At 51.2% G+C, this 24,130-nt stretch carries 19 protein-coding genes; 15 read left to right on the top strand and 4 right to left on the bottom strand.

Features of this window, described 5'->3' with window-relative positions:
* The first annotated feature begins 200 nt into the window (after nucleotides 1–200).
* The 6 genes from L1X57_RS16640 to L1X57_RS16615 all read left to right on the top strand — a co-directional run bounded on the left by L1X57_RS16640 (nucleotide 201) and on the right by L1X57_RS16615 (nucleotide 7,890).
* The gene (locus tag L1X57_RS16640; RefSeq protein ID WP_009723522.1) at nucleotides 201–2,690 is read left to right on the top strand and encodes a DUF3141 domain-containing protein; all 2,490 of its coding nucleotides are present in this window, start codon (nucleotides 201–203) and stop codon (nucleotides 2,688–2,690) included.
* A 303-nt stretch (nucleotides 2,691–2,993) separates the two neighbouring features.
* Nucleotides 2,994–5,621: a type I DNA topoisomerase gene (topA, locus tag L1X57_RS16635; RefSeq protein ID WP_009723521.1), complete on the top strand. Its 2,628-nt coding sequence runs from the start codon at nucleotides 2,994–2,996 to the stop codon at nucleotides 5,619–5,621.
* Nucleotides 5,618–6,079: a DUF6586 family protein gene (locus tag L1X57_RS16630; RefSeq protein WP_009723520.1), complete on the top strand. Its 462-nt coding sequence runs from the start codon at nucleotides 5,618–5,620 to the stop codon at nucleotides 6,077–6,079. Before topA ends, L1X57_RS16630 begins: the two co-directional genes overlap by 4 nt.
* 53 nt (nucleotides 6,080–6,132) lie before the next feature.
* Nucleotides 6,133–6,597, top strand: a complete 465-nt coding sequence (locus L1X57_RS16625; RefSeq protein ID WP_009723519.1) for a hypothetical protein — start codon at nucleotides 6,133–6,135, stop codon at nucleotides 6,595–6,597.
* Nucleotides 6,598–6,774: 177 nt separating this feature from the next.
* Nucleotides 6,775–7,404, top strand: a complete 630-nt coding sequence (locus tag L1X57_RS16620) for a L,D-transpeptidase family protein (RefSeq protein ID WP_009723518.1) — start codon at nucleotides 6,775–6,777, stop codon at nucleotides 7,402–7,404.
* Between the two features lie 222 nt (nucleotides 7,405–7,626).
* Nucleotides 7,627–7,890, top strand: a complete 264-nt coding sequence (locus L1X57_RS16615; RefSeq protein WP_009723517.1) for an Lpp/OprI family alanine-zipper lipoprotein — start codon at nucleotides 7,627–7,629, stop codon at nucleotides 7,888–7,890.
* A gap of 87 nt (nucleotides 7,891–7,977) precedes the next feature.
* Here L1X57_RS16615 and L1X57_RS16610 read toward each other — a convergent pair whose 3' ends face one another.
* Nucleotides 7,978–9,102 (bottom strand): L,D-transpeptidase family protein, encoded by a 1,125-nt coding sequence (locus tag L1X57_RS16610; protein WP_009723516.1) that lies wholly within the window; start codon nucleotides 9,100–9,102, stop codon nucleotides 7,978–7,980.
* 94 nt (nucleotides 9,103–9,196) lie between these two features.
* Complete coding sequence (mfd, locus tag L1X57_RS16605) at nucleotides 9,197–12,646, bottom strand: transcription-repair coupling factor (protein ID WP_186004650.1); 3,450 nt, start codon at nucleotides 12,644–12,646, stop codon at nucleotides 9,197–9,199.
* Nucleotides 12,647–12,954: 308 nt separating this feature from the next.
* Here mfd and L1X57_RS16600 point away from each other — a divergent pair, with 308 nt between their 5' ends.
* The 9 genes from L1X57_RS16600 (at nucleotide 12,955) to sthA (ending at nucleotide 22,661) form a co-directional block, all read left to right on the top strand.
* On the top strand, nucleotides 12,955–14,418 hold the full coding sequence (locus L1X57_RS16600) for a glyceraldehyde-3-phosphate dehydrogenase (protein WP_039869137.1): 1,464 nt from the start codon (nucleotides 12,955–12,957) through the stop codon (nucleotides 14,416–14,418).
* Between the two features lie 308 nt (nucleotides 14,419–14,726).
* The gene (locus L1X57_RS16595) at nucleotides 14,727–16,076 is read left to right on the top strand and encodes a Na(+)-translocating NADH-quinone reductase subunit A (protein ID WP_009723513.1); all 1,350 of its coding nucleotides are present in this window, start codon (nucleotides 14,727–14,729) and stop codon (nucleotides 16,074–16,076) included.
* Nucleotides 16,076–17,302 (top strand): NADH:ubiquinone reductase (Na(+)-transporting) subunit B, encoded by a 1,227-nt coding sequence (locus tag L1X57_RS16590; RefSeq protein ID WP_009723512.1) that lies wholly within the window; start codon nucleotides 16,076–16,078, stop codon nucleotides 17,300–17,302. The genes L1X57_RS16595 and L1X57_RS16590 overlap by 1 nt, the downstream gene beginning before the upstream one ends.
* On the top strand, nucleotides 17,302–18,123 hold the full coding sequence (locus L1X57_RS16585) for a Na(+)-translocating NADH-quinone reductase subunit C (protein WP_009723511.1): 822 nt from the start codon (nucleotides 17,302–17,304) through the stop codon (nucleotides 18,121–18,123). The genes L1X57_RS16590 and L1X57_RS16585 overlap by 1 nt, the downstream gene beginning before the upstream one ends.
* A gap of 2 nt (nucleotides 18,124–18,125) precedes the next feature.
* Nucleotides 18,126–18,794, top strand: coding sequence for an NADH:ubiquinone reductase (Na(+)-transporting) subunit D (locus L1X57_RS16580; RefSeq protein ID WP_009723510.1), 669 nt, complete (start codon nucleotides 18,126–18,128; stop codon nucleotides 18,792–18,794).
* 1 nt (nucleotide 18,795) lies between these two features.
* Nucleotides 18,796–19,413, top strand: coding sequence for an NADH:ubiquinone reductase (Na(+)-transporting) subunit E (nqrE, locus tag L1X57_RS16575; protein WP_009723509.1), 618 nt, complete (start codon nucleotides 18,796–18,798; stop codon nucleotides 19,411–19,413).
* Nucleotides 19,414–19,482: 69 nt separating this feature from the next.
* The gene (gene nqrF, locus L1X57_RS16570) at nucleotides 19,483–20,715 is read left to right on the top strand and encodes an NADH:ubiquinone reductase (Na(+)-transporting) subunit F (RefSeq protein WP_009723508.1); all 1,233 of its coding nucleotides are present in this window, start codon (nucleotides 19,483–19,485) and stop codon (nucleotides 20,713–20,715) included.
* Nucleotides 20,716–20,918: 203 nt separating this feature from the next.
* Nucleotides 20,919–21,173 (top strand): (Na+)-NQR maturation NqrM, encoded by a 255-nt coding sequence (gene nqrM / locus L1X57_RS16565; RefSeq protein ID WP_009723507.1) that lies wholly within the window; start codon nucleotides 20,919–20,921, stop codon nucleotides 21,171–21,173.
* Nucleotides 21,174–21,269: 96 nt separating this feature from the next.
* Nucleotides 21,270–22,661 carry a Si-specific NAD(P)(+) transhydrogenase gene (gene sthA / locus L1X57_RS16560; protein ID WP_009723506.1) on the top strand — a complete coding sequence of 464 codons (1,392 nt, stop codon included), beginning with the start codon at nucleotides 21,270–21,272 and terminating at the stop codon, nucleotides 22,659–22,661.
* 44 nt (nucleotides 22,662–22,705) lie between these two features.
* Here sthA and L1X57_RS16555 read toward each other — a convergent pair whose 3' ends face one another.
* Both L1X57_RS16555 and L1X57_RS16550 read right to left on the bottom strand, forming a co-directional pair.
* The gene (locus L1X57_RS16555) at nucleotides 22,706–23,680 is read right to left on the bottom strand and encodes a PA2778 family cysteine peptidase (protein ID WP_009723505.1); all 975 of its coding nucleotides are present in this window, start codon (nucleotides 23,678–23,680) and stop codon (nucleotides 22,706–22,708) included.
* Complete coding sequence (locus L1X57_RS16550) at nucleotides 23,658–24,086, bottom strand: PA2779 family protein (RefSeq protein ID WP_009723504.1); 429 nt, start codon at nucleotides 24,084–24,086, stop codon at nucleotides 23,658–23,660. The genes L1X57_RS16555 and L1X57_RS16550 overlap by 23 nt, the downstream gene beginning before the upstream one ends.
* Between the last annotated feature and the right edge of the window lie 44 nt (nucleotides 24,087–24,130).

Here is a 24,130-nt window from a genome sequence, read left to right as displayed (position 1 = left end):
GATAGAAAGTGCCACAAAACAAAAAATCTCAGCATTACGCTGGAAATGCTATCACCGATGATGTGCGGCGTCTTTATGACAACAATGATGAATTTGCAAAGGTAAGCATCGACGTTACGCAGTGAGTGGCCTAAACTATATTGCATTGCAGCATCATTGCTTCGGGACGGGTGCTTTGCATCAACCCAATGGGAGAATTTATGAACTTTCTCGCTCATCCTATGTTGCCTGGCAGCACGCTGAAAAGCTTGTGGCCAGGAGCGTCTGATCAAATGGCTCCACTGCCGGGCGGCGAGGCCCTGGCTAGCATGGTAGATCCGTTCGGGTTCGGGCGGGCTGCAGCGAGCTATTGGCGCGATAGTATCGAACGTAGCGTCCTTTACTGGGATGTTATGCGTGAACGCGGAAATCAATATCTTGAGCATATGGAGCAAACCAAGCCAAACGTGCTTGGGTTTGATACCGAAGTGCTCATTGATGGTCGCACGCTTCCGCATCCGACTAACTATGAGCTACTGAGAGTACTGCCCCCCAGTCATATTCAGATTGATCCTGAAAAACGACCGTTTGTTGTCGTGGATCCTAGGGCAGGGCATGGTCCAGGGATTGGCGGGTTCAAGCCTGATAGCGAGCTTGGGGTCGCTCTGAAGGCTGGCCATCCTTGTTATTTTATTGGTTTTTTGCCTTTTCCCGAGCCGGGTCAAACCGTTGAGGATGTGGTTGAGGCGGAAATTGCGTTTTTACGCCATGTTATCGCTTTGCATCCAGAAACCGCTGAAAAACCGATGGTAGTAGGTAACTGCCAGGCGGGTTGGCAGATAATGATGGCTGCGGCGCTTGAGCCTGACGTGTTCGGCCCGATTCTTATTGCGGGCGCACCGCTTTCTTACTGGGCGGGAGAGCACGGTAAAGCCCCTATGCGTTATACCGGTGGTATGGCCGGTGGCAGCTGGATTACGGCCTTAACCAGTGACATTGGTAATGGCCTTTTTGACGGCGCGTGGCTAGTGCAGAACTTCGAGCGCCTCAATCCAGCCAACACCTATTGGAAAAAGCAGTATCACCTGTATGACAACATCGATACCGAATCCAAACGCTATCTAGAGTTTGAGCGTTGGTGGGGTGGTCATGTTGTGCTAGGTGGCGAAGAGATTCAGTACATCGTCGATAATCTTTTTGTCGGTAACCGTCTCTCGACTGCTCAGTTGGTAACTCGCGATGGCCGTCGTGTTGATCTACGCAATGTGCGCTCGCCGGTCGTCGTATTTTGCTCGCGTGGTGACGATATAACCCCGCCGCCTCAGGCACTGGGTTGGATTCGTGATTTATACGAAGGCGAAGAAGATATCATCGCCAACGAGCAGACGATCGTTTATTGCCTGCACGACACGACAGGACACTTAGGGATTTTTGTTTCCGGTAGTGTGTCACGCAAAGAGCATACTGAGTTCACGGCTAACATGGACTACATCGATGTTATGCCGCCTGGATTGTATGAAACAACGGTCTCGCATGTCAGCGAACGAGATGATGCGGAGTTACTTGAGCGCGACTACTTGCTTGAGTTTACGTCACGTAACTTTGAAGAACTTGATCGTGACGTGATGCATAAGCCTGAAGATGACCGTAGATTTGCCACGGTTGCGCGAATTTCCGAAATAAACCTCGGTTTTTATCGGCTTTATGTTCAACCCTGGATTCAGGCCGCGATGACACCAGAGGCAGCCCGCTGGATTCGTCGTATGCATCCTATTCGGTTAGGTTACAAGCTCCTTTCTGATCGTAATCCGCTGACAGTACCGCTACCGGTCATGGCTGAAACAGTTCGCCGTAATCGTCAGCAAGTGGGTCAAGATAATGTTTTCAAAGCACTAGAAACCATGTTCTCCGATCAAATAGTTGCCAATCTCAATGCAGTACGAGATTTGCGTGATAGCACGACAGAACGGCTGTTTATGGATATTTATGGACAGCCACTATTGCAAGCAGCGGTAGGTTTGCATGGCGATGCGCACGTGCATCGTCGTCGTCCCGGAGCAGAGCCAGAGCATCAACGGTTTGTTGAAAACCGTAAAAATGAGCTGCGCAATAAAATTGCTCAGGGCGGTGCTCACGAAGCTGTAATGCGCTCGGTTATCTATGTTTTAGGCGGCGCTCCTGCCACCGACGAACGTAACTTCAAACGTTTACGTGCTTCCCGTGCTGAGCTAGAGCCTAGTTCGACGTTGAGTGAGTTTAAGCGTTTGGTGCGCGATCAATTCTTTATCCTGAAATTGGATCGTGAGCGTGCGCTATCATCATTGCCTAAACTGTTAAAAGGGCAAAGCGACAGCGACATTGATGGTCATATTGAGCACCTTAAGCATGTGTTCGCCGCGAGCGGAGAGCTATCTGAGCATGCAGCAGAGCGCTTTGATCAGGTGAAAAAATTATTTGATCAAGCGAGGCCGCCGAAAGCTGCTCAACCAAAAGCGATAGAGAGCAAGCCAGCTGCTGAAACTAAAAAAGTAGAGGCTAAAAGCGCCGCTGCAGATACCCAAACTGCTGTAAGTTCTTCAACTGAAGGCGCGTTAGCAGAAGATGCCTCGGCGGAAAGCGCTGCTAATAATGTAGTGGCAGACGCATCTAAAGAAGCTAGCAAGCCTCAGCCGAGAGCGGCATCGCGTAGGAAACCACCGCGCAAGCGTTAAGTGTTACAACGCTTGTCTACGCCCCTGTTTTCATACAGGGGCGTTTTTTTGTTTCTATATTTTGGGTTGCCGTCTGCGTATGGGCAGTCTAGTGTCTAGCTACTTCATTATGAAAAATAGTGTTTATAAGCACCTCGCGGTTCAGCATCAATTCGTTACCTATGCGTCGGTTGTTACTGGCGCTTGTTGCAGGCCTGGGGTAGGGTAGGCGCATTTTTCTCATGGCCGTCAAGTGGTAACGACAGGCGGCAACGTATTCAGAGCATGGGCGATAGCGCCTGAGCATTAGGAAAGTGGAGCACTATGGGCAAGTCACTGGTCATCGTCGAGTCGCCTGCGAAAGCGAAGACGATCAATAAGTATCTCGGCAACGATTTCATCGTAAAGTCGAGCGTGGGTCACATCCGTGACCTGCCGACCAGCGGCTCAGGTAAGGCAGCCTCCGACCCGAAGGAGCGCGCTCGCCAGGCTGCGGCAACACGCAAGATGTCGGCGGAAGAGAAGGCAGAGTACAAAAAACGTAAGACCCATGATCAGTTAATTAGGCGGATGGGGATTGACCCAAGTAATGGTTGGGAAGCCCGCTATGAAGTGCTCCCAGGTAAAGAAAAAGTCGTCGCAGAATTAAAGAAGCTGGCTGAAAAAGCCGATGCTGTTTATCTCGCAACGGATTTGGATCGCGAAGGGGAGGCGATTGCCTGGCATTTGCGCGAGACGATTGGTGGCGATGACAGTCGCTACAAGCGCGTTGTATTTAATGAAATCACCAAAAATGCCATTCAGGATGCGTTCAAATCGCCAGGGACGCTAAATATTCCTCGCGTGGAAGCACAGCAAGCGCGCCGTTTTTTGGATCGCGTTGTCGGTTTTATGCTTTCCCCATTGCTGTGGGCCAAGATTGCCAGAGGCTTATCAGCTGGCCGTGTCCAATCGGTTGCGGTTCGACTAATCGTTGAGCGTGAGCGAGAGATTCGTGCGTTTATCCCTGAAGAGTTTTGGGATGTGCATGCAGATCTCGCTTCTCCGGATGGCGAGCTAGTTAGGTTTGCGCTGGTGCGTCAGGATGGTAAACCTTTCCGCCCCACCTCCGAAAAAGACACGCTTGCGCGTATTGAGCAACTACGTAAAGCCAAGCTTGCGATTACCTCCCGTGAAGACAAGCCGACGAGCTCCAAGCCTACTGCACCGTTTATTACCTCAACGTTGCAGCAGGCCGCCAGCGGCCGGTTAGGGTTCTCTGTTAAGAAAACCATGACCATGGCCCAGCGCCTCTACGAGGCTGGCTATATTACTTACATGCGTACCGACTCCACCAATCTTTCAAAGGATGCGGTAGAGAGTGTTCGTTCGTTTATCGGTGATGAGTACGGCGCACGCTATTTGCCAGAGTCTGCTAACCGTTACAGCAGTAAAGAGAGTGCCCAAGAAGCCCATGAGGCCATTAGGCCCTCTAGCGTTGAGCGCAAAGCGAGTGATCTCTCTGGCATGGAGCGAGATGCAGAACGCCTCTACGAGCTGATTTGGCGTCAATTTGTCGCCTGTCAGATGACACCTGCTGAGTATCTTTCTAGTACGTTGAGTGTTGAAGTTGATGGCTACGACTTGCGTGCCAAAGGGCGAGTGCTCAAGTTTGATGGTTACACGCGGGTGATGAAGCCAACCGGCAAAAATGAAGACCAAAGCCTGCCTGATTTGCCGAAGGGCACGGCGATGGCGCTTGAGAAGCTTGATCCTCAACAGCACTTCACTAAACCTGCCCCGCGTTACACGGAAGCCAGCTTAGTTAAAGAGCTTGAGAAGCAAGGCATTGGTCGTCCTTCTACCTATGCTTCCATTATTTCCACGATTCAGGATCGTGGTTATGTGAAGTTAGAAAGTCGTCGTTTCTATGCTGAAAAATTGGGTGATATTGTCACCGAGCGATTGAAAGAGTCTTTCCCCGATTTGATGGATTATTCGTTCACGGCTCGAATGGAAGATAGCCTGGATGAAGTTGCGGAAGGTGAGCGCAACTGGCAAGCCCTGTTGGATGCTTTCTACGGTGAGTTCAGCCAAGAGCTTAGCAAAGCGGAAAGCGATGAAGGAATGCGCCCTAACCAGCCGGTTCCTACGGATATTGACTGCCCAAGCTGCGGCCGCAAAATGCAGATTCGGACAGCCTCCACCGGGGTGTTTTTGGGCTGCAGCGGTTATAACTTGCCGCCCAAAGAGCGTTGCAAAACCACCATTGATTTAATTCCTGGTGAAGAAGCCGTCGCAGAAGACGCAGGCGAAGAAGCAGAAACGAATGCTCTGCGTGCCAAGCGACGTTGCCAGAAGTGTGGAACCGCCATGGATAACTATCTCATCGATGAGGGGCGCAAACTGCATATTTGCGGTAATAGTCCTGATTGTGATGGTTATGAAGTGGAGACGGGTAAGTTCAAAATCAAAGGCTACGACGGCCCCATTATCGAATGCGATAAATGTGGTTCTGAGATGCAGCTTAAGTCGGGTCGATTTGGTAAGTATTTCGGCTGTACCAACAGTGAGTGTAAAAATACCCGCAAGTTGCTTCGTAGTGGTGATGTGGCGCCGCCCAAAATGGACCCCATTCCCATGCCGGAACTGGCCTGCCAAAAGGTAGACGACCACTACGTGCTGCGTGATGGTGCTAGCGGCTTATTCCTTGCCGCCAGCAAGTTTCCTAAAAACCGTGAAACCCGTCCGCCGCTGGTAAAAGAGCTGAAAGCTCACGCTGATGAGCTGCCGGAAAAGTATCACTTTATCCTGAAGGCGCCCAGCGAAGACCCAGATGGCCGTCCTGCGCAAATCCGTTATTCACGAAAAAATAAAGAGCAGTACGTGATGACCGATGAGGAGGGCAAAGCAACTGGCTGGAAAGCAACTTTCGAAGCAGGGAAATGGCACGTGGAGGATAAACGTAAGTGAGCCCACGTTCGCGCACCAACCAATTGCTTTATCAAGCTGAGCTTTTGGTTGGTCTTCCAACAGGTAACGACGAGCATACTCAGGCTCGCCAAATGGCGATTGAAGAGAGCGCCTTGGCGCTCTTTGAGCTGGCATTAAATTCGCTGCTCAAAGAGGTGACCGAGCATGCGCGCCTTAATGAACATGGCTGGCAAGCGCTCCTCAATGAGAAAGGCCCCACCGTTGCTGAGCTGCAGCGCCTAAGAGATATGATGCACCAGCCAGATAGTTGGTTGCATTGGTTGATTGGGCAAGTTGAGAAGCTGCATAGTGATGAAGGGGCGAGTAAGCGCGTTGTGCAGAACCCCTCAATGATTGCTGTCGGCAGTCAGCTGAGCGTTGCCGACCAGTTGCTAGCTAATCTTCATGCTGCAAAGCGCGACATTGCAGCGTTACGTGAAACTAGCCAAGAGTGGTAATCATAGCGACAAACGTATTGCCTAGAGAGTGCGAGTAGCAAAAGGAGATATAGATGCGCTATAACCAAGTCAAAGATTTAGTTGAATGGGCCGCAGGTTATCATGGCCAAATGGCGCGTCAGTATCGTGCTGCAGCCGATTCAAGCGAGCATCAGCGTCTTGCCATGGCGCTAACGTACCTAGCCGACAGCGAACTGCGAATGAAAACCGGGCTGGAAGCGCTTATTCGTGATAGCTCTAATCACAAAGAAGTGTTGGAAATATGGTTTGATGACCCTAGTGATTTTCCTCAGCCCCCAGTGCTCGAGGCGCTTGCTCACCAAACGGTGGCAGACTCTACTGATAAGTTGACTCACGCAGCAGTTGAGTCGCATCGTAAGCTGCAGGGCCTCTATGAGCATCGTGCATCACGCGCAAAAATAGAGCCAGAAGAGGCTTTTTTTAACGCCTTGGCAGAAGGGCATAATGCAGAAGCACGTAAGCTAGTAGCGAGTATGCAAGAATTTGAAGATATCTAGGTAAGACTTTGGGAGATATCTAGATAGCGTTCAACAATGGTGCGGTTGCCGACATTGACATACTGGCATGTTATTTGGCTTATTAAAGCACTGACATTTGGTGTGAGAATAGGGTATAACAATTGCCACAAATGCTTTGTTGGCTAGTGATGCTGGCCTATATAGAGAGCGATAACGATGCCTGTAAACCGTCGCCGTTTTTTAGCGTTGGCGCTGGGCTGGCCTGCTGTGGCCAGTGCAGCGACTTCCAGTACCTTAAATAATTACGAACCTACAGATCTTGTTGAGACGCTGCTTTCTCGTGCGAGTCTCCCGCGTCACAGCGATGAGCTGTGGGTGTTAATTGATGATAAAGATGCCACGTTGAGTGTCTACCGGGGTAATGCTTTGGTTGAGCACTATGCACCCATATCTCTTGGGCGTGGTGGAGCGAAAACCCAGCGGATCCGTGGTGATAATGTGACACCGCTTGGCGAGTTTCGAATTAATCGATTTAATTACGAAAGTCAGTGGCATATCTTTATTGGTATCGATTATCCTACGCCACCTCATGCGAGGATGGCGCTCGAAAAAGGCATTTATTCCCAAGCGGATTACGATGCTTATTTTGATCACTATCGGCGCCACGGCTCTCCGCCACAAAATACGGCGTTGGGCGGCGCCATTGGCATACATGGCATCGGTGGTGGTGATCCAGATATTCATGGTCAATACCACTGGACCCAAGGTTGCGTTGCTGTCACCAACGAGCAAATTGAGCGTGTTGCTTCGCTGGTAGGTGTTGGCACTCGCGTGGTGATCCGCTAGGCTATGTCGTTGAAGGAAGTTCAAGGTTTTGAATACGTGGCTATAGACAAGCGCTGTGGTCTATTATAAAACAGCGTTTGACTTGCGTGCTTTGGTGTAAAGCCATGGTACAAGTCACTGTAAAGAACCTGCACCGCAGGTAGACAAAATTGAGCTAACGCTTTAGCCTTAAATTTGTCATACCCCTAATGTTGTACCCAAGGAAGACTCAAGGAGAACACTATGACTCTGAAGACTGCTCTGAAGATGACTGCCGCTGCCGCTTCACTGGCAATCCTGGCTGGCTGTGCTTCTACCAGCGCTCTGGAAGAAGTTCGCATGACTGCTGAATCTGCACAGGCTGATGCCGCAGAAGCACGCAGCATGGCTTCACAAGCAATGAACACTGCTAACCAAGCTCAGCGCGACGCGCAAGCTGCCCTGCAGATGTCTCAGCAAAACCGTGAAGAAATGAACCGCATGTTCCAGCGTTCCATGCAGAAGTAATTCTGCCTGGGCCCTAAGCGTTAAAACTTAGGGTTGCTGTAGATGTAAAAAAACCCCGCCTCGGCGGGGTTTTTTTTATGTCTTTGGTTATGCCTCTTCTTCGCCTCGAGCAACTGTCGTGAGCTCAATTTCCTCTAATAAACCATCAAGTTCCACAGGCTCTTCAGCGGGAGCTGGTGCTGGTGCTTGGGGGCCATAAAGCGCGATAAGGCGACCATCCGGGTTTTCCACCGCGAGTTTTACCTGGGCATAGTCAACTTCTGCTTGCTCTTCAGCAAGTTCGCTTACTCGCTCGATGGCGTTAAGCAGCGGCTCAAAATCGCCAACGTTTTCTTCAAGCTGTGGGTAAGACTGCACAAACAGTGTGCCGTCCGCTGCCCAGCCTGCTTTAAACGGTGCATCCATCAAGTTGACCTGAGTGCCACTGGGCAAGCGCTCGTAGAGCGACTTGATATCTTCGGGGAACATGCGGATGCACCCGCGGCTGACCCGCATGCCCACACCTTCAGGGCGGTTGGTGCCATGAATCAGGTAGCTAGGCATTGCCAACAAAATGGCGTGCCGACCTAATGGGTTGTTGGGGCCAGCAGGCACAATAGAGGGTGCTGGCTCACCACGTGCTGCTGCTTCGCGACGCATAGAGGCTGGCGGTGCCCAGGCGGGATCTTTTACCTTCACTGTTGTGCGGGTAATGCCGATCGGTGTTGCAAATTCCTCACGGCCAACACTGACCGGATAGGTTTCAACAATGCCTGGATTGTCAGCTGGGTAATAGTAAAGTCGCAGTTCGGATAAATTAACGACCACGCCTTCACGAGGAGCAGGTGGCAGAATATAGCGCGCAGGTATGACGACTTCTGTTCCTTCCCCAGGCACCCACAGGCTGACGCCTGGATTCGCCATACGAATTTCTTCGTAGCCAATGTTGTGGCGCCGCGCTATATCGATAAGTGTCTCTTCAGGGTCTTCTACGACGACGGTGTAGTGTTCTCCAATAATGTCTCCCGTCTCAGGCAGGCGAAAATGGCCGCGTGGTAATTCTCTCTGCTCAGAGGGCTGGTCAGCACTGGCTAGCACCTCTTCCGCAAGGGCTGCTGAGCCTTCAGTCGTGCTGGCTGACTGCTGTGCGTAAACGGGGCTGGAAAGGCTTGCTGTAAGCAAGACAGCGAAGCTAGTCGGGCCCCAGACGTTATATAGCTTACGAATATTCATGGTGGTTCCTAATTAATATATGCGCTAGTTACTGCAAACTGGCATTGTCATGGGAGGCGGTTAGTAGGGCTTTTATACAAGTTTGCCCCAAGGTTCACGCCGCCGCTACTTTTTGATTGAGTGTTGTAAGCAGAGCTTCGACCTTATCAAACCGCTGTTCGGTAGTTTTCATTGGAAATTCAAATCGTAAGGTGTCTGAGCCATCTAAACGATAGTGCTGTGGCGATTTTTGAATGAGTGTCACGAGTGTTAACGGATCGACCTGAGTGGCGCTGTTGAAAAGCAATCTTCCGCGGTTTTCTCCGGCTTCAATGCGCGCTACACCCAGTTGTTCGGCGCGGTGGCGCAGCTTGGTTTGACGTATCAGGTTCTTCAAGGGCTGAGGCAGCAGTCCAAAACGATCGATAAGCTCGACTTGTAACTCTGTAAGCTCGGCGTCGCTTTGGGTGTTGGCAATGCGCTTATACATCACTAGGCGCTGCTGCACATCGTGAATATAGTCGTTGGGAATCAATGCAGGCAGGTTAAGGCTAATCTCGACACCTATATTGAAGGGGGCGTCAATGTTAGGCGTTTTGCCCGCACGGATAGCTTTCACTGCACGATCCAGCATTTCCATGTAAAGCGTGTAGCCGATAGTTTCCATTTGGCCACTCTGCTCGTCGCCTAACAGTTCGCCTGCGCCGCGAATTTCCATGTCGTGGCTTGCCAGGGTAAAACCAGCACCGAGATCATCGGATGCGCTAATCGCTTCCAGGCGCTTGATTGCATCTCGTGTCATTGCCTTTGGGGGCGGTGTTAGCAGGTAAGCGTATGCTTGGTGGTGGCTGCGTCCAACGCGGCCCCGCAGTTGGTGAAGTTGGGCCAAGCCGAACTTGTCTGCGCGCTCAATCAAAATGGTGTTAGCGCTGGGTACGTCAATGCCTGTTTCTATAATGGTTGAGCACACAAGTACATTGAAGCGCCGATGATAGAAGTCTGACATTACTCGCTCAAGACTGCGCTCAGGTAACTGGCCGTGAGCAACAGCAACCCGTGCTTCTGGTACCAGTTCGCGAATTTGTTCGGCAGCGTTTTCAATCGTTTTGACTTCATTGTGCAAAAAATAGACCTGTCCGCCGCGTAGAATTTCACGCAGCAGGGCCTCTTTAATGACGCTGCTATCTCGTTGTTGCACAAACGTTTTGACCGATAAGCGTCGCGCTGGCGGGGTGGCGATAATCGAAAGGTCTCGGATGCCGCTCATGGCCATATTCAGGGTGCGGGGAATCGGTGTTGCCGTTAGCGTCAGAATATCGATTTCGGCGCGCAACGTTTTGAGCTTCTCTTTTTGCGCGACCCCAAAACGGTGCTCTTCATCGATGATTAAAAGCCCCATTTTGGGTAGCTCAACGCTTTTAGAAAGCAGTTTATGGGTGCCGATGACGATGTCAGTTTGGCCATTCTTGATGCTTTCTAAGGTTTGCGTCATCTCCTTGCCGCTGGTGAAGCGTGAGATAAGACTAATGTTCACCGCGGTGTCGGCAAAGCGGTCGCGGAAGTTTTCAAAATGCTGGCGAGCTAGCAGCGTAGTGGGCACGAGCACCACAACTTGGCGACCTGTCTGAACGGCCAGGAACGCAGCGCGCATGGCGACTTCGGTCTTACCAAAACCTACGTCACCGCAGACGACGCGATCCATTGGTTGGGGGGAGATCATGTCGCTTATAACCGCTTCGATGGCTGCCTGCTGGTCGGGGGTTTCTTCAAACGGGAAGCTGGCAGTGAAGCGAACGTACTCATCTCCTGGCGTGTCATAAATAAACCCTTCCTGAGCCTCTCTTCGAGCGTAGATGTCGAGTAGCTCAGCAGCGGTGTCGCGGATTTTTTCAGCCGCTTTACGGCGCGCTTTTTCCCACTGCTCTGAGCCTAACTTGTGCAGTGGGGCCAGTTCGTCATCAGCGCCGCTATAGCGCGAAATAAGATGCAAGCTATCGACAGGGACATATAGCTTAGCGCCGTCGGCATATGAGAGAGCCAAGAATTCGTTAGCCTGTCCACCTGCTTCAAGGGTTTCCAGCCCCAGGTAGCGGCCTACGCCATGCGCCTGGTGAACAACCGGTGCGCCTTCACGTAGCTCGGATAGATGACGCACGGCCAATTCATTGTCGTCGGTGGCTTTTTCCCGCCGACGGCTCTGGCGCACTACATCGCCAAATAGCTCCGTCTCGCTAATGACTGCGATATCAGGCTCGGTGAGCCATAAGCCGCTTCCCACCAAGCTCTCAGTAATGGCAATGCGATCAGAGCTAGTTAAAAAGGCTTGGAAACTGTCAATATGAGGTAATTTTAATTTAAGCGGTGCCAGTACCTCTTCTAACGCTTCTCTGCGTCCTCGTGACTCTGCAACAAACAGCACTCGCGTAGCTTGCTGCGCATCCAAAAAGGTCGCCAGTTCGTTAAGGGGTTGCTTGGCGCGAGCGTTAATCGCAAGCGAGGGGAGTGCCTGGGCTTGCGGCGACAGGGCATGGCGTTGCGTGTCATCTTCGGTTAGCTCGATTCGTGGGCGAGCTTTAATCGCCGAAAAAACGTCATTGACGGGAATGAACGCCCGGCGAGGTGGCAATAAAGGTCGTGTCGGATCAACACCTAAATTTTCGTAGCGTGATTCAATAGACTGCCAGTGTTGTTCAGCCGCTTCGAATACGTCAGGCAGCAGTGCCACGCGAGTGTCGTCGGTGACGTGTTCAAATAAAGAGGCGGTTTCGTCAAAGAACAGCGGTAAATATTGTTCCAGGCCCGGGGAGGGGATCGCCTTCAGTGCATCGTTATAGAGAGGGCACTGACGCGGGTCGACATCAAATAGTGTTTCAAACTGCTCTCGGAAACAAGCAATGGCGCTGCGGCTTAGCGAGTACTCATGGGCGGGTAGTAGCTCAATCACATCGACTTTGTTGGTAGAGCGCTGATTGCCTGGGTCGAAATGGCGCAGCGTATCAATTTCGTCATCAAACAAATCAATACGAATTGGCTCATCCATGCCCATCGCAAAAAGGTCAATGATTGCGCCGCGCATGGCGTATTCGCCCGGCTCGTAAACCGTCTCGACGGCGCGATAGCCAGCACGTGACAGTGACTCGCGAAACGCTTCCCGATTTAGTTTAGCGCCCGCTTTTAGCGTCATAACGCGCCCGGCAATGTATGACACTGGAGGCAGCCGCTGCATCAGCGTATTGATTGGCACCAGCACAATGCCGCGCACGCCATCCTGTAACAGACGCAGCGTGCGTAGGCGTGACGAAATTATATCCTGGTGAGGAGAGAAACTGTCATAAGGCAGCGTTTCCCAGTCTGGGAAGGGCAGTACGGGCACATTACTGTAGAACGCCAGATCCTGTTCCAGACGCTGTGCGCTGGCAGTATTCGGCGTAATTACCAATAATGGTGCGCTTGACGCGATCTGAGCCAGTGCCAGGGCAGTCGCACTGCCCGGCGGCGCTGTCAGGTAAAGCGTGTCGCGAATCCCTTTTGGCTGGGGTGGTTCGAGCAGAGAAAAAGAAGGCATAGTCACGGTATCGTTTTGCGCTGAAACGGAATCTGGATCATACACGATCAGTACTTTCAGGCAGAGACCTGCGCAAAGCAAGCGGAGGTTAACTAAGCTTTCAAGGACTGTTTCAAGGACTGTTTCAAGGACTGTTTCAAGGTCTATAGTGTTACTATATTGTTTCGATACATTATTGTGGCTTGTAGTCAATCCGCTCTTTCTGTAATACCCCTACATGTTGTGCGACTATCCATTCATTGCGGCATGCTGGTAAGCCCAGGATAATGTTCCCAGAATTTTCTCTTCACTACCCAATGAGGCCGCACGTGAGTCAGCAAGCTCTCGAAAACGTTTTTCAGGAATGGCAAAGCAACGAAGCTCTGGCTGAGCAAATGATCCCGTTGGTAGGTCAGCTGTATCGTCAGAACAATGTTGTTGCCACTATGTTCGGTCGTTCCCTGATCAAGCGGTCAGTTATTCGCATCCTTAAAGATCACCGTTTTGTACGCAAAATTGAAGGTACCGAGCTGTCAGTTGAAGATACGTTCCCCATCGTGAAAGCGATGAGTGAGATGAATCTCGGCCCTGCGCATGTTGATGTTGGCAAGCTGGCGGTTAATTTTAAACGCCAGAACGGTGGAGACCTTGACACCTTCTTGCGTAAAGAGCTTGCTGACATTATTGATGGCTTCCAGCCAAATGGCAGTAAAGGCGAGCCTCAAGACGTAGTACTTTACGGTTTCGGTCGTATTGGTCGTTTGCTTGCTCGAGTCATGGTGGAGAAAGCAGGCGGTGGCAACCTGCTGCGTTTGCGAGCAATCGTTGTGCGTGGACGTGGCGATGTCGCAAAAGACCTTGAAAAGCGTGCTAGCCTGCTGCGTCGGGACTCGGTACATGGGCCTTTCGACGGTACAATTACTGTGGACGTTGAAGCACGCACACTTATCGTTAACGGTAATGTGGTTCAGGTTATTTACGCCGACTCTCCCAGTGAAATTGATTACACCGCTTACGGTATCAACAATGCAGTGATTGTTGATAATACGGGTATCTGGCGTGATGAAGCTGGCTTAGGGCAGCACCTTGAGTGCAAGGGTGCTAAAAAAGCACTGTTAACGGCCCCTGGCAAAGGCGACATCAAAAACATCGTATTCGGCATTAATCACGCAACCATTGGCGACAATGACCGTATTGTGTCGGCAGCTTCCTGTACCACCAATGCCATTGTTCCAGTGCTGAAAGCGCTAAACGATGAGTATGGTGTCGTGACGGGGCACGTAGAAACCGTACACGCTTATACCAACGACCAAAACCTCATCGACAATTACCATAAAGGCGATCGTCGTGGCCGTAGTGCGGCGCTTAATATGGTATTGACCGAAACAGGTGCAGCAAAAGCTGTCGCAAAAGCGCTACCTGAGCTTGAGGGTAAGCTGACGGGTAACGCCATTCGTGTGCCCACACCCAATGTTTCTATGGCCATTTTGAATTTGACCTTGGAGAAGGGTACTGATGCTGAGGCGCTGAACGATTACCTGCGTCGTATGTCGATTGATTCTGCTTATCAGAAGCAAATCGACTTTGTTGATTCTGCCGAAGTTGTGTCGTCTGATTTTGTTGGCAATCGCCATGCGGGCATTGTCGATGCTAAAGCCACTATCGCAAACGGTAATCACGCCGTTGTATATGTGTGGTACGACAACGAATTTGGCTATAGCTGCCAAGTTATTCGTATTCTTCAGCATATGTCCAATGTGAAGTTTTTGAAGCTACCGCATCAGGCAGTTTGACCGTTAACTGCATTTAAGCAGCCTTTAAAGCGCTTTTAAGCGCGAAGTTGTACAAAACGCCACCTTCGGGTGGCGTTTTTTGTGCTGAAAACAAATGCAGTGAAAGCGTATATAGCACTTTCGGAGGCTATCAGGGATGTGGTCATTGGCCGCGCTTATCTTTATAATACGATAGATTTTTCGGGGTGGTTCAAGCGTGCTTGGGCCTGACTGGTAACAATCTGAACAGACAATAAGAATTTACTGAACAGAAATAAGCATTCGAACCCCTTACCTTCGTATATCCGATCCATCAACTGGGCGAGACTATGATCGAAGTCAAAAAAGGCCTGGATCTCCCCATCACGGGAGCGCCCGAGCAGCGTATTGAAGATGCGCGGCCTGTGCGCCACGTGGCAATCCTGGGCACCGACTACGTTGGCATGAAGCCGACGATGGAAGTTCAGGAAGGGGATAAGGTCAAACTGGGCCAATTACTCTTCACCGATAAGAAAATTGATGGTGTGCGTTTTACAGCGCCTGCCAGCGGTGAAGTAGTTGCTATTAACCGTGGCGAAAAGAGACGTCTGCTGTCTGTCGTTATTAAAGTCGATGAAAATGAAGAAGCGATGACATTTGCTTCTCATGATCGTGGCGCTTTAGAACAGCTAGAACGTCAATCTGTTGTTGACCAACTGGTTGAGTCAGGGCTTTGGACTGCTTTGCGCACCCGGCCTTTCTCTCGCACGCCAGCTATCGACAGCGTGCCTACCGATATTTTTGTCACTGCTGTGGATACTCATCCTCTTAGCGCTGACCCTGCGGTAGTGATTAACGAAAACTCCCAAGCATTTGAAGACGGCCTCAAGGTGCTAACCCGCCTGACCGAGGGCAACGTTTTTCTGTGTACGGGTGCTAATGCTTCCATTCCTGGTGGTGATGTCAGCGGCGTAAAGACTGAAAGCTTTGCAGGCCCGCATCCGGCAGGTTTGGTGGGAACGCATATTCATTATCTTTCGCCGGTAGCTCTGCACAAAAAAGTGTGGCACATCGGTTATCAGGATGTGATTGCGTTCGGCAAACTGTTTGTTGAAGGCAAGCTTGATACGAGCCGTATCATTGCTGTCGGTGGCCCGCGTGCTGAAAATCCTCGCTTATTGCGCACCCGAGTTGGTGCCAGTACGGAGGAACTCTTAGCAGGTGAGGTCATCAAACCTGATGACACCCGCGTAATTTCAGGCTCTGTGTTCTCTGGCGCTTCTGCTGAAGGGAATCTGACCTATCTGGGGCGTTTCCATAATCAGGTGAGCTTGCTAGAAGAAGGTAACAAGCGCACCTTTATGGGGTGGCTGTCCACGGGCGCCAATCGCCACTCAATTATGGGCATCTACATTTCCAAGATTAAAGGCTTAAGTAACTACGCGCCGACAACGTCTACTAATGGTTCTGAACGAGCCATGGTGCCGGTGGGTAATTACGAGCGCGTCATGCCGTTGGACGTAATGCCAACACAGCTACTGCGTTCGCTGATTGTGGGCGACATTGAGGTTGCCATGCAGCTTGGGTGTCTTGAGCTGGACGAAGAGGATCTGGCGCTGTGTACCTATGTTTGCCCAGGCAAATATGAGTACGGCCCTATCCTGCGTGACAATCTCACCATGATCGAGAAAGAGGCCTGATGATGGGTATTCGACAAACACTCGATAATCTCGAGCCGCACTTCCATAAAGGTGGCAAGTACGAAAAGTTCTATCCGCTCTACGAAGCGATAGATACTGTTTTTTACTCGCCGCCCAGCGTTGCGAAAACCACTGCCCACGTGCGTGATGGTGTTGACCTTAAACGCATCATGATCACGGTGTGGATGTGTACTTTCCCCGCAATGTTCTTTGGTATGTGGAACGCTGGTTGGCAAGCGAATACCGCGATTGATGCTGGATATGCATCGATGAGCGGCTGGCGTGAAGCAATCATGATGACCCTGGCGGGTGGTCATGATCCTAGCAGTCTGTGGGCAAACTTCGTCCTTGGTGCAACTTACTTCCTGCCTATCTACCTCGTTACGTTTGCGGTAGGTGGTTTTTGGGAAGTTATGTTTGCCATCAAGCGCGGCCATGAAGTTAACGAAGGTTTCTTCGTCACTTCCGTGTTGTTTGCCCTGATTCTTCCGGCAACTATTCCGCTATGGCAGGTCGCACTGGGTATTACCTTTGGTGTCGTGATCGGTAAAGAGATCTTCGGTGGTACGGGTAAAAACTTCCTGAACCCCGCCTTAACCGGTCGTGCGTTCCTATACTTCGCTTATCCGGCGCAAATTTCCGGTGATGCCGTATGGGTAGCTGCCGATGGTTATACTGGTGCAACAGCACTCTCCATGGCCTTCCAGGACGGTATGACAGCATTGACCAACACTTACAGCTGGTGGGATGCCTTCTTAGGTTTCATTCCTGGCTCAGTTGGTGAAGTGTCAACGCTGGCAATTCTGATCGGTGCTGCGGTACTGCTTTGGACTAAGATCGCTAACTGGCGAATCATGCTGGGCGTTTTCTTGGGCATGGTCATTACCAGTACGCTGTTTAACCTGATCGGTTCTGACAGCAACCCCATGTTCGCAATGCCCTGGTACTGGCACTTGGTAATTGGTGGCTTCGCTTTCGGCATGGTGTTTATGGCAACGGATCCTGTGTCTGCCGCCATGACCAACCAAGGTCGCTTAGTGTTTGGCGCGCTAATTGGTGTGATGACTGTGCTGATTCGCGTAGTAAACCCGGCCTTCCCAGAAGGCATCATGTTGGCCATCTTGTTTGCCAACCTGTTTGCGCCGTTGATTGACCACATGTTCGTCCAGGCCAATATCAAACGCCGTCTCAAGCGGACTGGCGTACCGGCCGAGGAGACTGCCTAATGGCACAAGGTAACAACTCCATCAAGAAGATCCTGATCGTAGCGTTTTCGCTGTGTATCGTGTGTTCGGTGATCGTGTCGACGGCTGCTGTGGCACTGCGCCCTGCACAGCAGTTAAATCAGGAGCTGGACCGTAAAACCAACATTCTTAACGTGGCACGTCTTTATGAGCCCGGTATGGATGTTGAGGAAGCGTTCCGCACTCAGATCACTGCACGTGTGGTAGAGCTTGATACCGGTGAGTACACCGATCAGTTCGACCCAAATACCTTCGATGGCTTCGAAGCATCTCGCGATCCAGCAACGGGGCGTACCCTTTCTGGTGATCGTGACATTGCTGGTTTGTCTCGTGTTGAAAACTACGCGACTGTCTATCTTGTCGGCGATGAAGAAAACCCGGACCAAATTGTTCTGCCTATTCGTGGGCAAGGGCTCTGGGGTCGCATGATGGGCTTCCTAGCTGTCGAAGGTGACGGTAATACCATCGTCAGTATCACCTACTACGACCATAGCGAAACGCCTGGTCTTGGTGCTGAAGTGAATAATCCGCGTTGGCAAGCCCAGTGGGAAGGCAAAAAGATTTACGATGAAGAGGGCGACCTCTCACCGGAAATTCACCTGACCAAAGGCGGCGCGAGCAACGAGTACGAGGTTGATGCGCTATCTGGTGCAACGCTGACTAGTAACGGCGTGACCAACATGCTGCAGTTCTGGTTCAGCGAAGAGGCTTTCGCTCCGTATTTGGCTAACTTCCGTAGTGGTACTGAACCAGAAGACGCCGAAGACACCGATACTGACTTCGACGACGTTGAGGGGGCCTGATCATGGCGGATGCAAATGCAAAAAGCGTCTTAACGGCGCCGATCTTTAAGAACAATCCCATCGCGCTACAGATTTTGGGGATTTGTTCTGCACTAGCGGTTACTACCAGCATGAGCGTATCGCTGGTAATGGCGTTAGCGGTAATTTTTGTAACGGCTTTTTCGAACTTGTTCGTATCGTTGATCCGGAACCACATTCCGTCTTCGATCCGTATCATTGTTCAAATGACCATTATTGCGTCGCTGGTTATTGTGGTTGACCAGATCCTCAAAGCTTACGCTTATGAAATGTCTAAGCAGCTGTCGGTATTCGTGGGTCTGATCATCACCAACTGTATCGTAATGGGCCGTGCAGAAGGCTTTGCTATGTCCAACACGCCGGGCATGTCATTCCTTGACGGTATCGGCAATGGATTGGGCTACGGCTTTATCCTGATGGTCGTTGGCTTCTTCCGTGAGCTACTGGGTGCTGGCAGTGTATTTGGCTTCACCATCCTGCCGACTGTGCAAAACGGCGGCTGGTATGTACCTAACGGTATGATGCTTTTACCGCCTTCTGCCTTCTTCATTATTGGTTTGCTGATCTGGGTACTGCGTTCAGTTAACCCTGAGCAGGTAGAAGAGAACGAGTTCAAAATGAAGCACAACACCAAGCCGAAGGAGGCCGTGTAACATGGAACACTATCTAAGCCTTTTCGTTGCTTCGGTTTTCGTTGAGAACTTGGCACTGGCCTTCTTCCTAGGGATGTGTACGTTCCTGGCGGTATCTAAGAAGGTTTCCGCTGCATTTGGCCTTGGGATTGCCGTTATTGTCGTACTGACAATCTCGGTTCCGGTCAACAATCTAGTGTTCAACCTACTGCTGGCTGAAGGCGCGCTGTCTTGGACTGGCATAAGCGGTGCTGAAAACATCGATCTCTCATTCCTAGGCCTTCTGAGCTACATCGGCGTTATCGCCGCACTTGTTCAGATTCTGGAAATGTTCCTCGATAAATATGTTCCTGCGCTTTACAACGCGCTAGGCGTATTCCTGCCGCTGATTACCGTTAACTGCGCCATCCTAGGTGGTGTACTGTTCATGGTTGAGCGTAACTATAACTTCGGCGAATCCGTAATTTACGGTTTCGGTTCTGGTGTTGGCTGGGCGCTTGCTATTACAGCGCTGGCTGGTATCCGTGAAAAGCTGAAGTATAGCGACGTGCCTGGCGGTCTTCAGGGGCTTGGCATCACGTTTATTACCGTTGGCTTAATGTCGTTGGGCTTCATGTCCTTCTCAGGCATTCAGCTTTAATCGGAGCCGGTTTTCTCGGCAGCCTCAGGCTGCCGAGGTACAGAAAACCTTCAGCAATAGGAAACCGACATGGTTGATACATCTGTCATCTTGCTCGGTGTTGTCATGTTCACGATCATCGTTATTAGCTTAACGGCGATCATTCTGGCAGCGCGAAGCAAGCTAGTGAGTAGCGGGGACGTGACGATTGAAGTCAACGGTGACCCCGAGCACACCCTGCAGACTCAGGCTGGTGGTAAGCTTCTTAACACCTTAGCCGCAAACGGAATCTTTCTTTCCTCTGCCTGTGGCGGCGGCGGTTCTTGCGCTCAGTGTAAGTGCCGAGTAGAAGAGGGCGGCGGCTCTATTTTGCCGACGGAAGAATCTCACTTCACCATGCGTGAAAAGAAAGAAGGCTGGCGTCTATCTTGTCAGGTTCCTGTGAAGCAGGACATGAAAGTGGAAGTGCCTGAAGAAGTCTTCGGCGTTAAGAAGTGGGAGTGTGAAGTTACCGCTAATCCTAACGTCGCGACCTTTATTAAAGAGTTGAACCTGAAGCTGCCCGAAGGCGAGGAAGTTGCCTTCCGCGCCGGTGGTTATGTACAGCTGGTAGCGCCGCCTTACGATATCAAGTTCTCCGATTTTGACATCGAAGAAGAGTATCGCGGCGATTGGGAAAAATTTGATATGTTCAAAATTTCCCATAAGAATGACGAGGAAGTGATACGCGCTTACTCCATGGCTAACTACCCGGATGAAAAAGGACTTCTCAAGTTCAACATCCGTATCGCTACACCGCCTCCGGGTACGAGCCATCCGCCTGGTCTTATGTCCACTTACGTCTTTAGCCTGAAGCCGGGTGACAAAGTGACCGTAATGGGGCCGTTTGGTGAGTTCTTCGCTAGAGACACTGATGCAGAAATGGTCTTCGTAGGCGGTGGTGCGGGTATGGCACCGATGCGTAGCCACATTTTCGATCAGCTTAAGCGCTTGAAGTCAGATCGTAAAATTACTTTCTGGTACGGTGCGCGCTCCTGGCGTGAAACTTTCTACAATGAAGAGTATGACCAGCTAGCGGAAGAGTTCCCGAACTTTGAGTGGCACTTGGCGCTTTCTGATCCGCAGCCTGAAGATAATTGGGAAGGGCCAACAGGCTTCATCCACAACGTATTGTACGAAAACTATCTGAAGGATCACCCTGCGCCTGAAGATTGTGAGTACTACATGTGTGGGCCACCCATGATGAACGCCTCGGTTATTAAGCTACTGCTTGACCTGGGCGTTGAGCCGGAAAACATTCTGTTGGATGACTTCGGCGGTTAATGAAGTGATTGTGTAAATTGCCTTCGGGCATGAACGGGGCTGGCCTTTTGGTCAGCCCCGTTTGTATGTGAATGTTGGAAAAACGACGTGTTGCCTGATCATTTTGGAGTGGCTGAGGTACAATAGGCATTAAAATTCTACGGCACTTAACGACATGACCGTTGTCGGCAGGTGAGCAGTTAATGCAATGCTGGGAGGTGAACATGACTATCTGGCTACTGGTATTTGGTTTTATGGCGCTGGTAATGACGGCAATGGCCGTCGGCGTATTAATGGGCCGCAAACCTATTGCTGGCTCCTGTGGCGGTTTAAATCAATTGGGACTAAAAGAAGGCTGTGACATTTGCGGTGGCAAAGACGAGGTTTGCGAAGAGGAAAATCGCAAGCGTGGGAGTGTCCGCCGTCGTAGCGACGAGAGTCGTGGAGCTGACCTAGGTTATGACGCAACCCGTCGTTAATCTGGCAATTTTCTGCTCAAACGCTCGCTAACTGCGAGCGTTTGTGTAAATGCCTTTGAAGCGCTTTTAAGTCAGGAATAAGGAGATCCAAGTCGTATGGCAGTTCATAATTACGATGTCGTGGTGATAGGTACTGGCCCCGCTGGGGAAAGCGCTGCCATTAACGCCGCTAAGCACGGTAAGCGAGTGGCGATTATTGAGAAGCAGGCTCAGGTGGGCGGCAACTGTACCCACTGGGGCACGATCCCTTCAAAAGCGCTTCGCCATCAGGTCAAACAGATTATGGCGTTCAATACCAACCGTATGTTCCGCGATATCGGTGAACCCCGCTGGTTTTCTTTTCCCAAGGTGATGGAGCGCTCGCGTGGCACCATCGATAAACAGGTTGAAATGCGCACGACATTTTATGCGCGCAACCGAATTGATCTGTTTCATGGCGTGGCTCGATTCAAAGATGAGCACACCGTGGTGGTACGAGACCGACAGGAAGGCGTGGAAGAGCTGATAGCTAAGAAAATTGTCATTTCTACCGGGTCTCGGCCTTATCGTCCGGCGGATATTAACTTTCGTCATCCGCGTATTTACTGCTCTGATACGATCCTCAGCCTTTCCCATACACCGCGGACACTGGTGATCTTTGGGGCAGGTGTTATCGGCTGCGAGTACGCCTCCATCTTTTCGGGTCTTGGCGTTAAGGTTGATTTAATCAACAACCGCGATAGCCTGCTCTCGTTTTTGGATGATGAAATCAGCGATGCGCTTTCCTACCATCTGCGTAAACACGGTGTCTTGATTCGCCATAATGAAGACTATAAAAGTGTCGAAGGCGACGAAGCCGGCGTAACCGTGAACCTGAAGTCGGGCAAGAAAATCCGCGCCGATGCGTTTCTCTGGGCGAATGGCCGTACCGGTAATACTGATAGCCTTGGGCTTGAGAACATTGGCTTAGAGGCAAACGGCCGAGGCCAGCTCAGCGTTGATGAGCACTACCGTACAGCGATTCCGCATATTTACGCTGCAGGCGATGTGATTGGTTGGCCGAGCCTTGCCAGTGCTGCCTACGACCAGGGACTAAACTCCTGTAACGAGCTGCTGGAAAAAGAGTACCGCTTTGTTAGCGATGTACCCACCGGGATCTACACCATTCCCGAAATCAGCTCTTTTGGCCCTAACGAGCGAGAGCTAACCGAAGCCAAAGTGCCCTACGAAGTGGGTAAAGCCTTCTTTAAAGATACTGCTCGTGCGCAAATTACCGGCGATACAGTGGGAATGCTGAAGATTTTGTTCCACCAAGATACGCTGGAGATTTTGGGTATCCATTGCTTTGGTGACCAAGCGTCGGAAATTTTGCACATTGGCCAGGCAATTATGCAGCAGGAAGGTGAGGCGAATACCGTGAAGTACTTCGTTAACACTACTTTCAACTATCCGACGATGGCAGAAGCGTACCGGGTAGCTGCGCAGAACGGTTTAAACCGAGTGTTTTAAAATGTTTTAAGTATATGGGGGCTTATGCCCCCATACTTCACACCTCACAAACCATTCAGCAGTTGCTGAGCGCGTGGCTGCCAGTCACCGTCTAAGATGGCAGCCTGAGCGAGTGCTTCGCGCGCACCCTCCCTATTTTCCATCTGAAGCCTTAGGATGGCTACATTAAGCCATGCAGCACCCATGGCAGGATCAAGCTGTGTGGCTGATTCGAAGGCTTCCAGCGCTGCTTGAGGTTGTTGATCTGCGTGTAGTGCATTGCCGAGCGCAAATTGACCCAGTGGATTGGTAGGGAAGCGTTCAGTAAAGGCTTGCCAGCTGGAAAGCGTTGCTACAGGCCCATGCTGCTCCTCATAAGCGCTAATGGATTCCAGTGCATTGCGGGCGGCAACACCCTCGGGCAGGCTACCAGGTTCGCTAACCACAAATCCCCAGCGTTCACTGCGCGCCCAAGTGGCATCAAAGCGGCTAAACGACATCGTATGGCGTTCGATTTCACCGCTACGCAAAATCAGCGTTTCATTGGGTAAATCAAAACCAATGGCCACTGCGTAGTGCCACATCGGGAAGGCTGGCAGGGAGAGGTTTTGCATTACCACCACTGGGTCACCTGCTGCCAGGTGGCCAAGCAATGCATCCAGGGTGCCACGTATTGGAATCGCCAGCTGCTTATAACGACGCACAGTGGCTAGCATTTCAGGTTGGACGCTTCCCTCTCGTCTGGGTTGAAATACCTGTGGAATTAACTGCTCAAGCCCTGCATCTACTCCTTGATGGTTAAGTACCATCGCCAGCGTTGCGGGGCCGCACTGATACTCTGTCTGAGCGTAAAACGGCACCTCGGTAAGCTCGGTTTGCGGTGCCAGGCTAGCTTTAGTGCTTTCTAACAGCACCGGGCTTCTGGCACAGCCGCTAAGCAAGGTGGTTAGCAGTAGGGCAAGCAGTAAAACGCCCGCAAAGCGGGCGTTTAAAAGGTGTTTCATCATGGCAGGCAAATCAGCGAGTGAACGGATAAACATCAGTTAAGCCGAGAATGTCAGTCACCAGCAGAATTACAAATACCGCAAACAGCGCGCCAATCACACCGGCACCGGCTGGTAGCTGTTCGAGTTGTTCGGCCATTTGCTGCGCTTCTGCATCGCTCAGTGCGGCAACGCGGGCTTCAACGTCATCTAAATCGACACCCTGCTTGAGCAGTTGGTCTTGCACGTCTGCACGGGCAAGGATTTCATTGATGCGCTCGCGGTCAGCACCAGTACGGTCAGCGGCTAAAACAGATTGCGTAGAGACTAATTCTGTAGAGACCAGCTCTACAGAGTCTATGTCCATACCTTGCGGAGCCGTGGGGGCGGCGGCAACGGGCAGGCTGGTAATGACTAACGCAGCGATCAGTAAACTTGAGAGGTAAGCACGCACTTTATTCATTGTCTTCATCCTTAGACGTATCGGGGAGCAAGCGGTTTTGTTTC

Origin of the sequence: Halomonas sp. TD01 (assembly GCF_923868895.1) — a bacterium.
Classification (GTDB): domain Bacteria; phylum Pseudomonadota; class Gammaproteobacteria; order Pseudomonadales; family Halomonadaceae; genus Vreelandella.
This window is presented reverse-complemented; position numbering and strand designations above follow the sequence as displayed.

Bases quoted from the DNA above. Each gene is read 5' to 3' on its own strand.
- L1X57_RS16555 (WP_009723505.1), bottom strand. From the start codon at position 23,680: ATGTTTATCCGTTCACTCGCTGATTTGCCTGCCATGATGAAACACCTT.
- L1X57_RS16640 (WP_009723522.1), top strand. From the start codon at position 201: ATGAACTTTCTCGCTCATCCTATGTTGCCTGGCAGCACGCTGAAAAGC.
- sthA (WP_009723506.1), top strand. From the start codon at position 21,270: ATGGCAGTTCATAATTACGATGTCGTGGTGATAGGTACTGGCCCCGCT.
- L1X57_RS16595 (WP_009723513.1), top strand. From the start codon at position 14,727: ATGATCGAAGTCAAAAAAGGCCTGGATCTCCCCATCACGGGAGCGCCC.
- L1X57_RS16610 (WP_009723516.1), bottom strand. From the start codon at position 9,102: ATGAATATTCGTAAGCTATATAACGTCTGGGGCCCGACTAGCTTCGCT.
- topA (WP_009723521.1), top strand. From the start codon at position 2,994: ATGGGCAAGTCACTGGTCATCGTCGAGTCGCCTGCGAAAGCGAAGACG.
- L1X57_RS16615 (WP_009723517.1), top strand. From the start codon at position 7,627: ATGACTCTGAAGACTGCTCTGAAGATGACTGCCGCTGCCGCTTCACTG.
- nqrF (WP_009723508.1), top strand. From the start codon at position 19,483: ATGGTTGATACATCTGTCATCTTGCTCGGTGTTGTCATGTTCACGATC.
- L1X57_RS16585 (WP_009723511.1), top strand. From the start codon at position 17,302: ATGGCACAAGGTAACAACTCCATCAAGAAGATCCTGATCGTAGCGTTT.
- nqrM (WP_009723507.1), top strand. From the start codon at position 20,919: ATGACTATCTGGCTACTGGTATTTGGTTTTATGGCGCTGGTAATGACG.
- L1X57_RS16550 (WP_009723504.1), bottom strand. From the start codon at position 24,086: ATGAATAAAGTGCGTGCTTACCTCTCAAGTTTACTGATCGCTGCGTTA.
- nqrE (WP_009723509.1), top strand. From the start codon at position 18,796: ATGGAACACTATCTAAGCCTTTTCGTTGCTTCGGTTTTCGTTGAGAAC.
- mfd (WP_186004650.1), bottom strand. From the start codon at position 12,646: ATGCCTTCTTTTTCTCTGCTCGAACCACCCCAGCCAAAAGGGATTCGC.
- L1X57_RS16580 (WP_009723510.1), top strand. From the start codon at position 18,126: ATGGCGGATGCAAATGCAAAAAGCGTCTTAACGGCGCCGATCTTTAAG.
- L1X57_RS16590 (WP_009723512.1), top strand. From the start codon at position 16,076: ATGATGGGTATTCGACAAACACTCGATAATCTCGAGCCGCACTTCCAT.
- L1X57_RS16620 (WP_009723518.1), top strand. From the start codon at position 6,775: ATGCCTGTAAACCGTCGCCGTTTTTTAGCGTTGGCGCTGGGCTGGCCT.
- L1X57_RS16625 (WP_009723519.1), top strand. From the start codon at position 6,133: ATGCGCTATAACCAAGTCAAAGATTTAGTTGAATGGGCCGCAGGTTAT.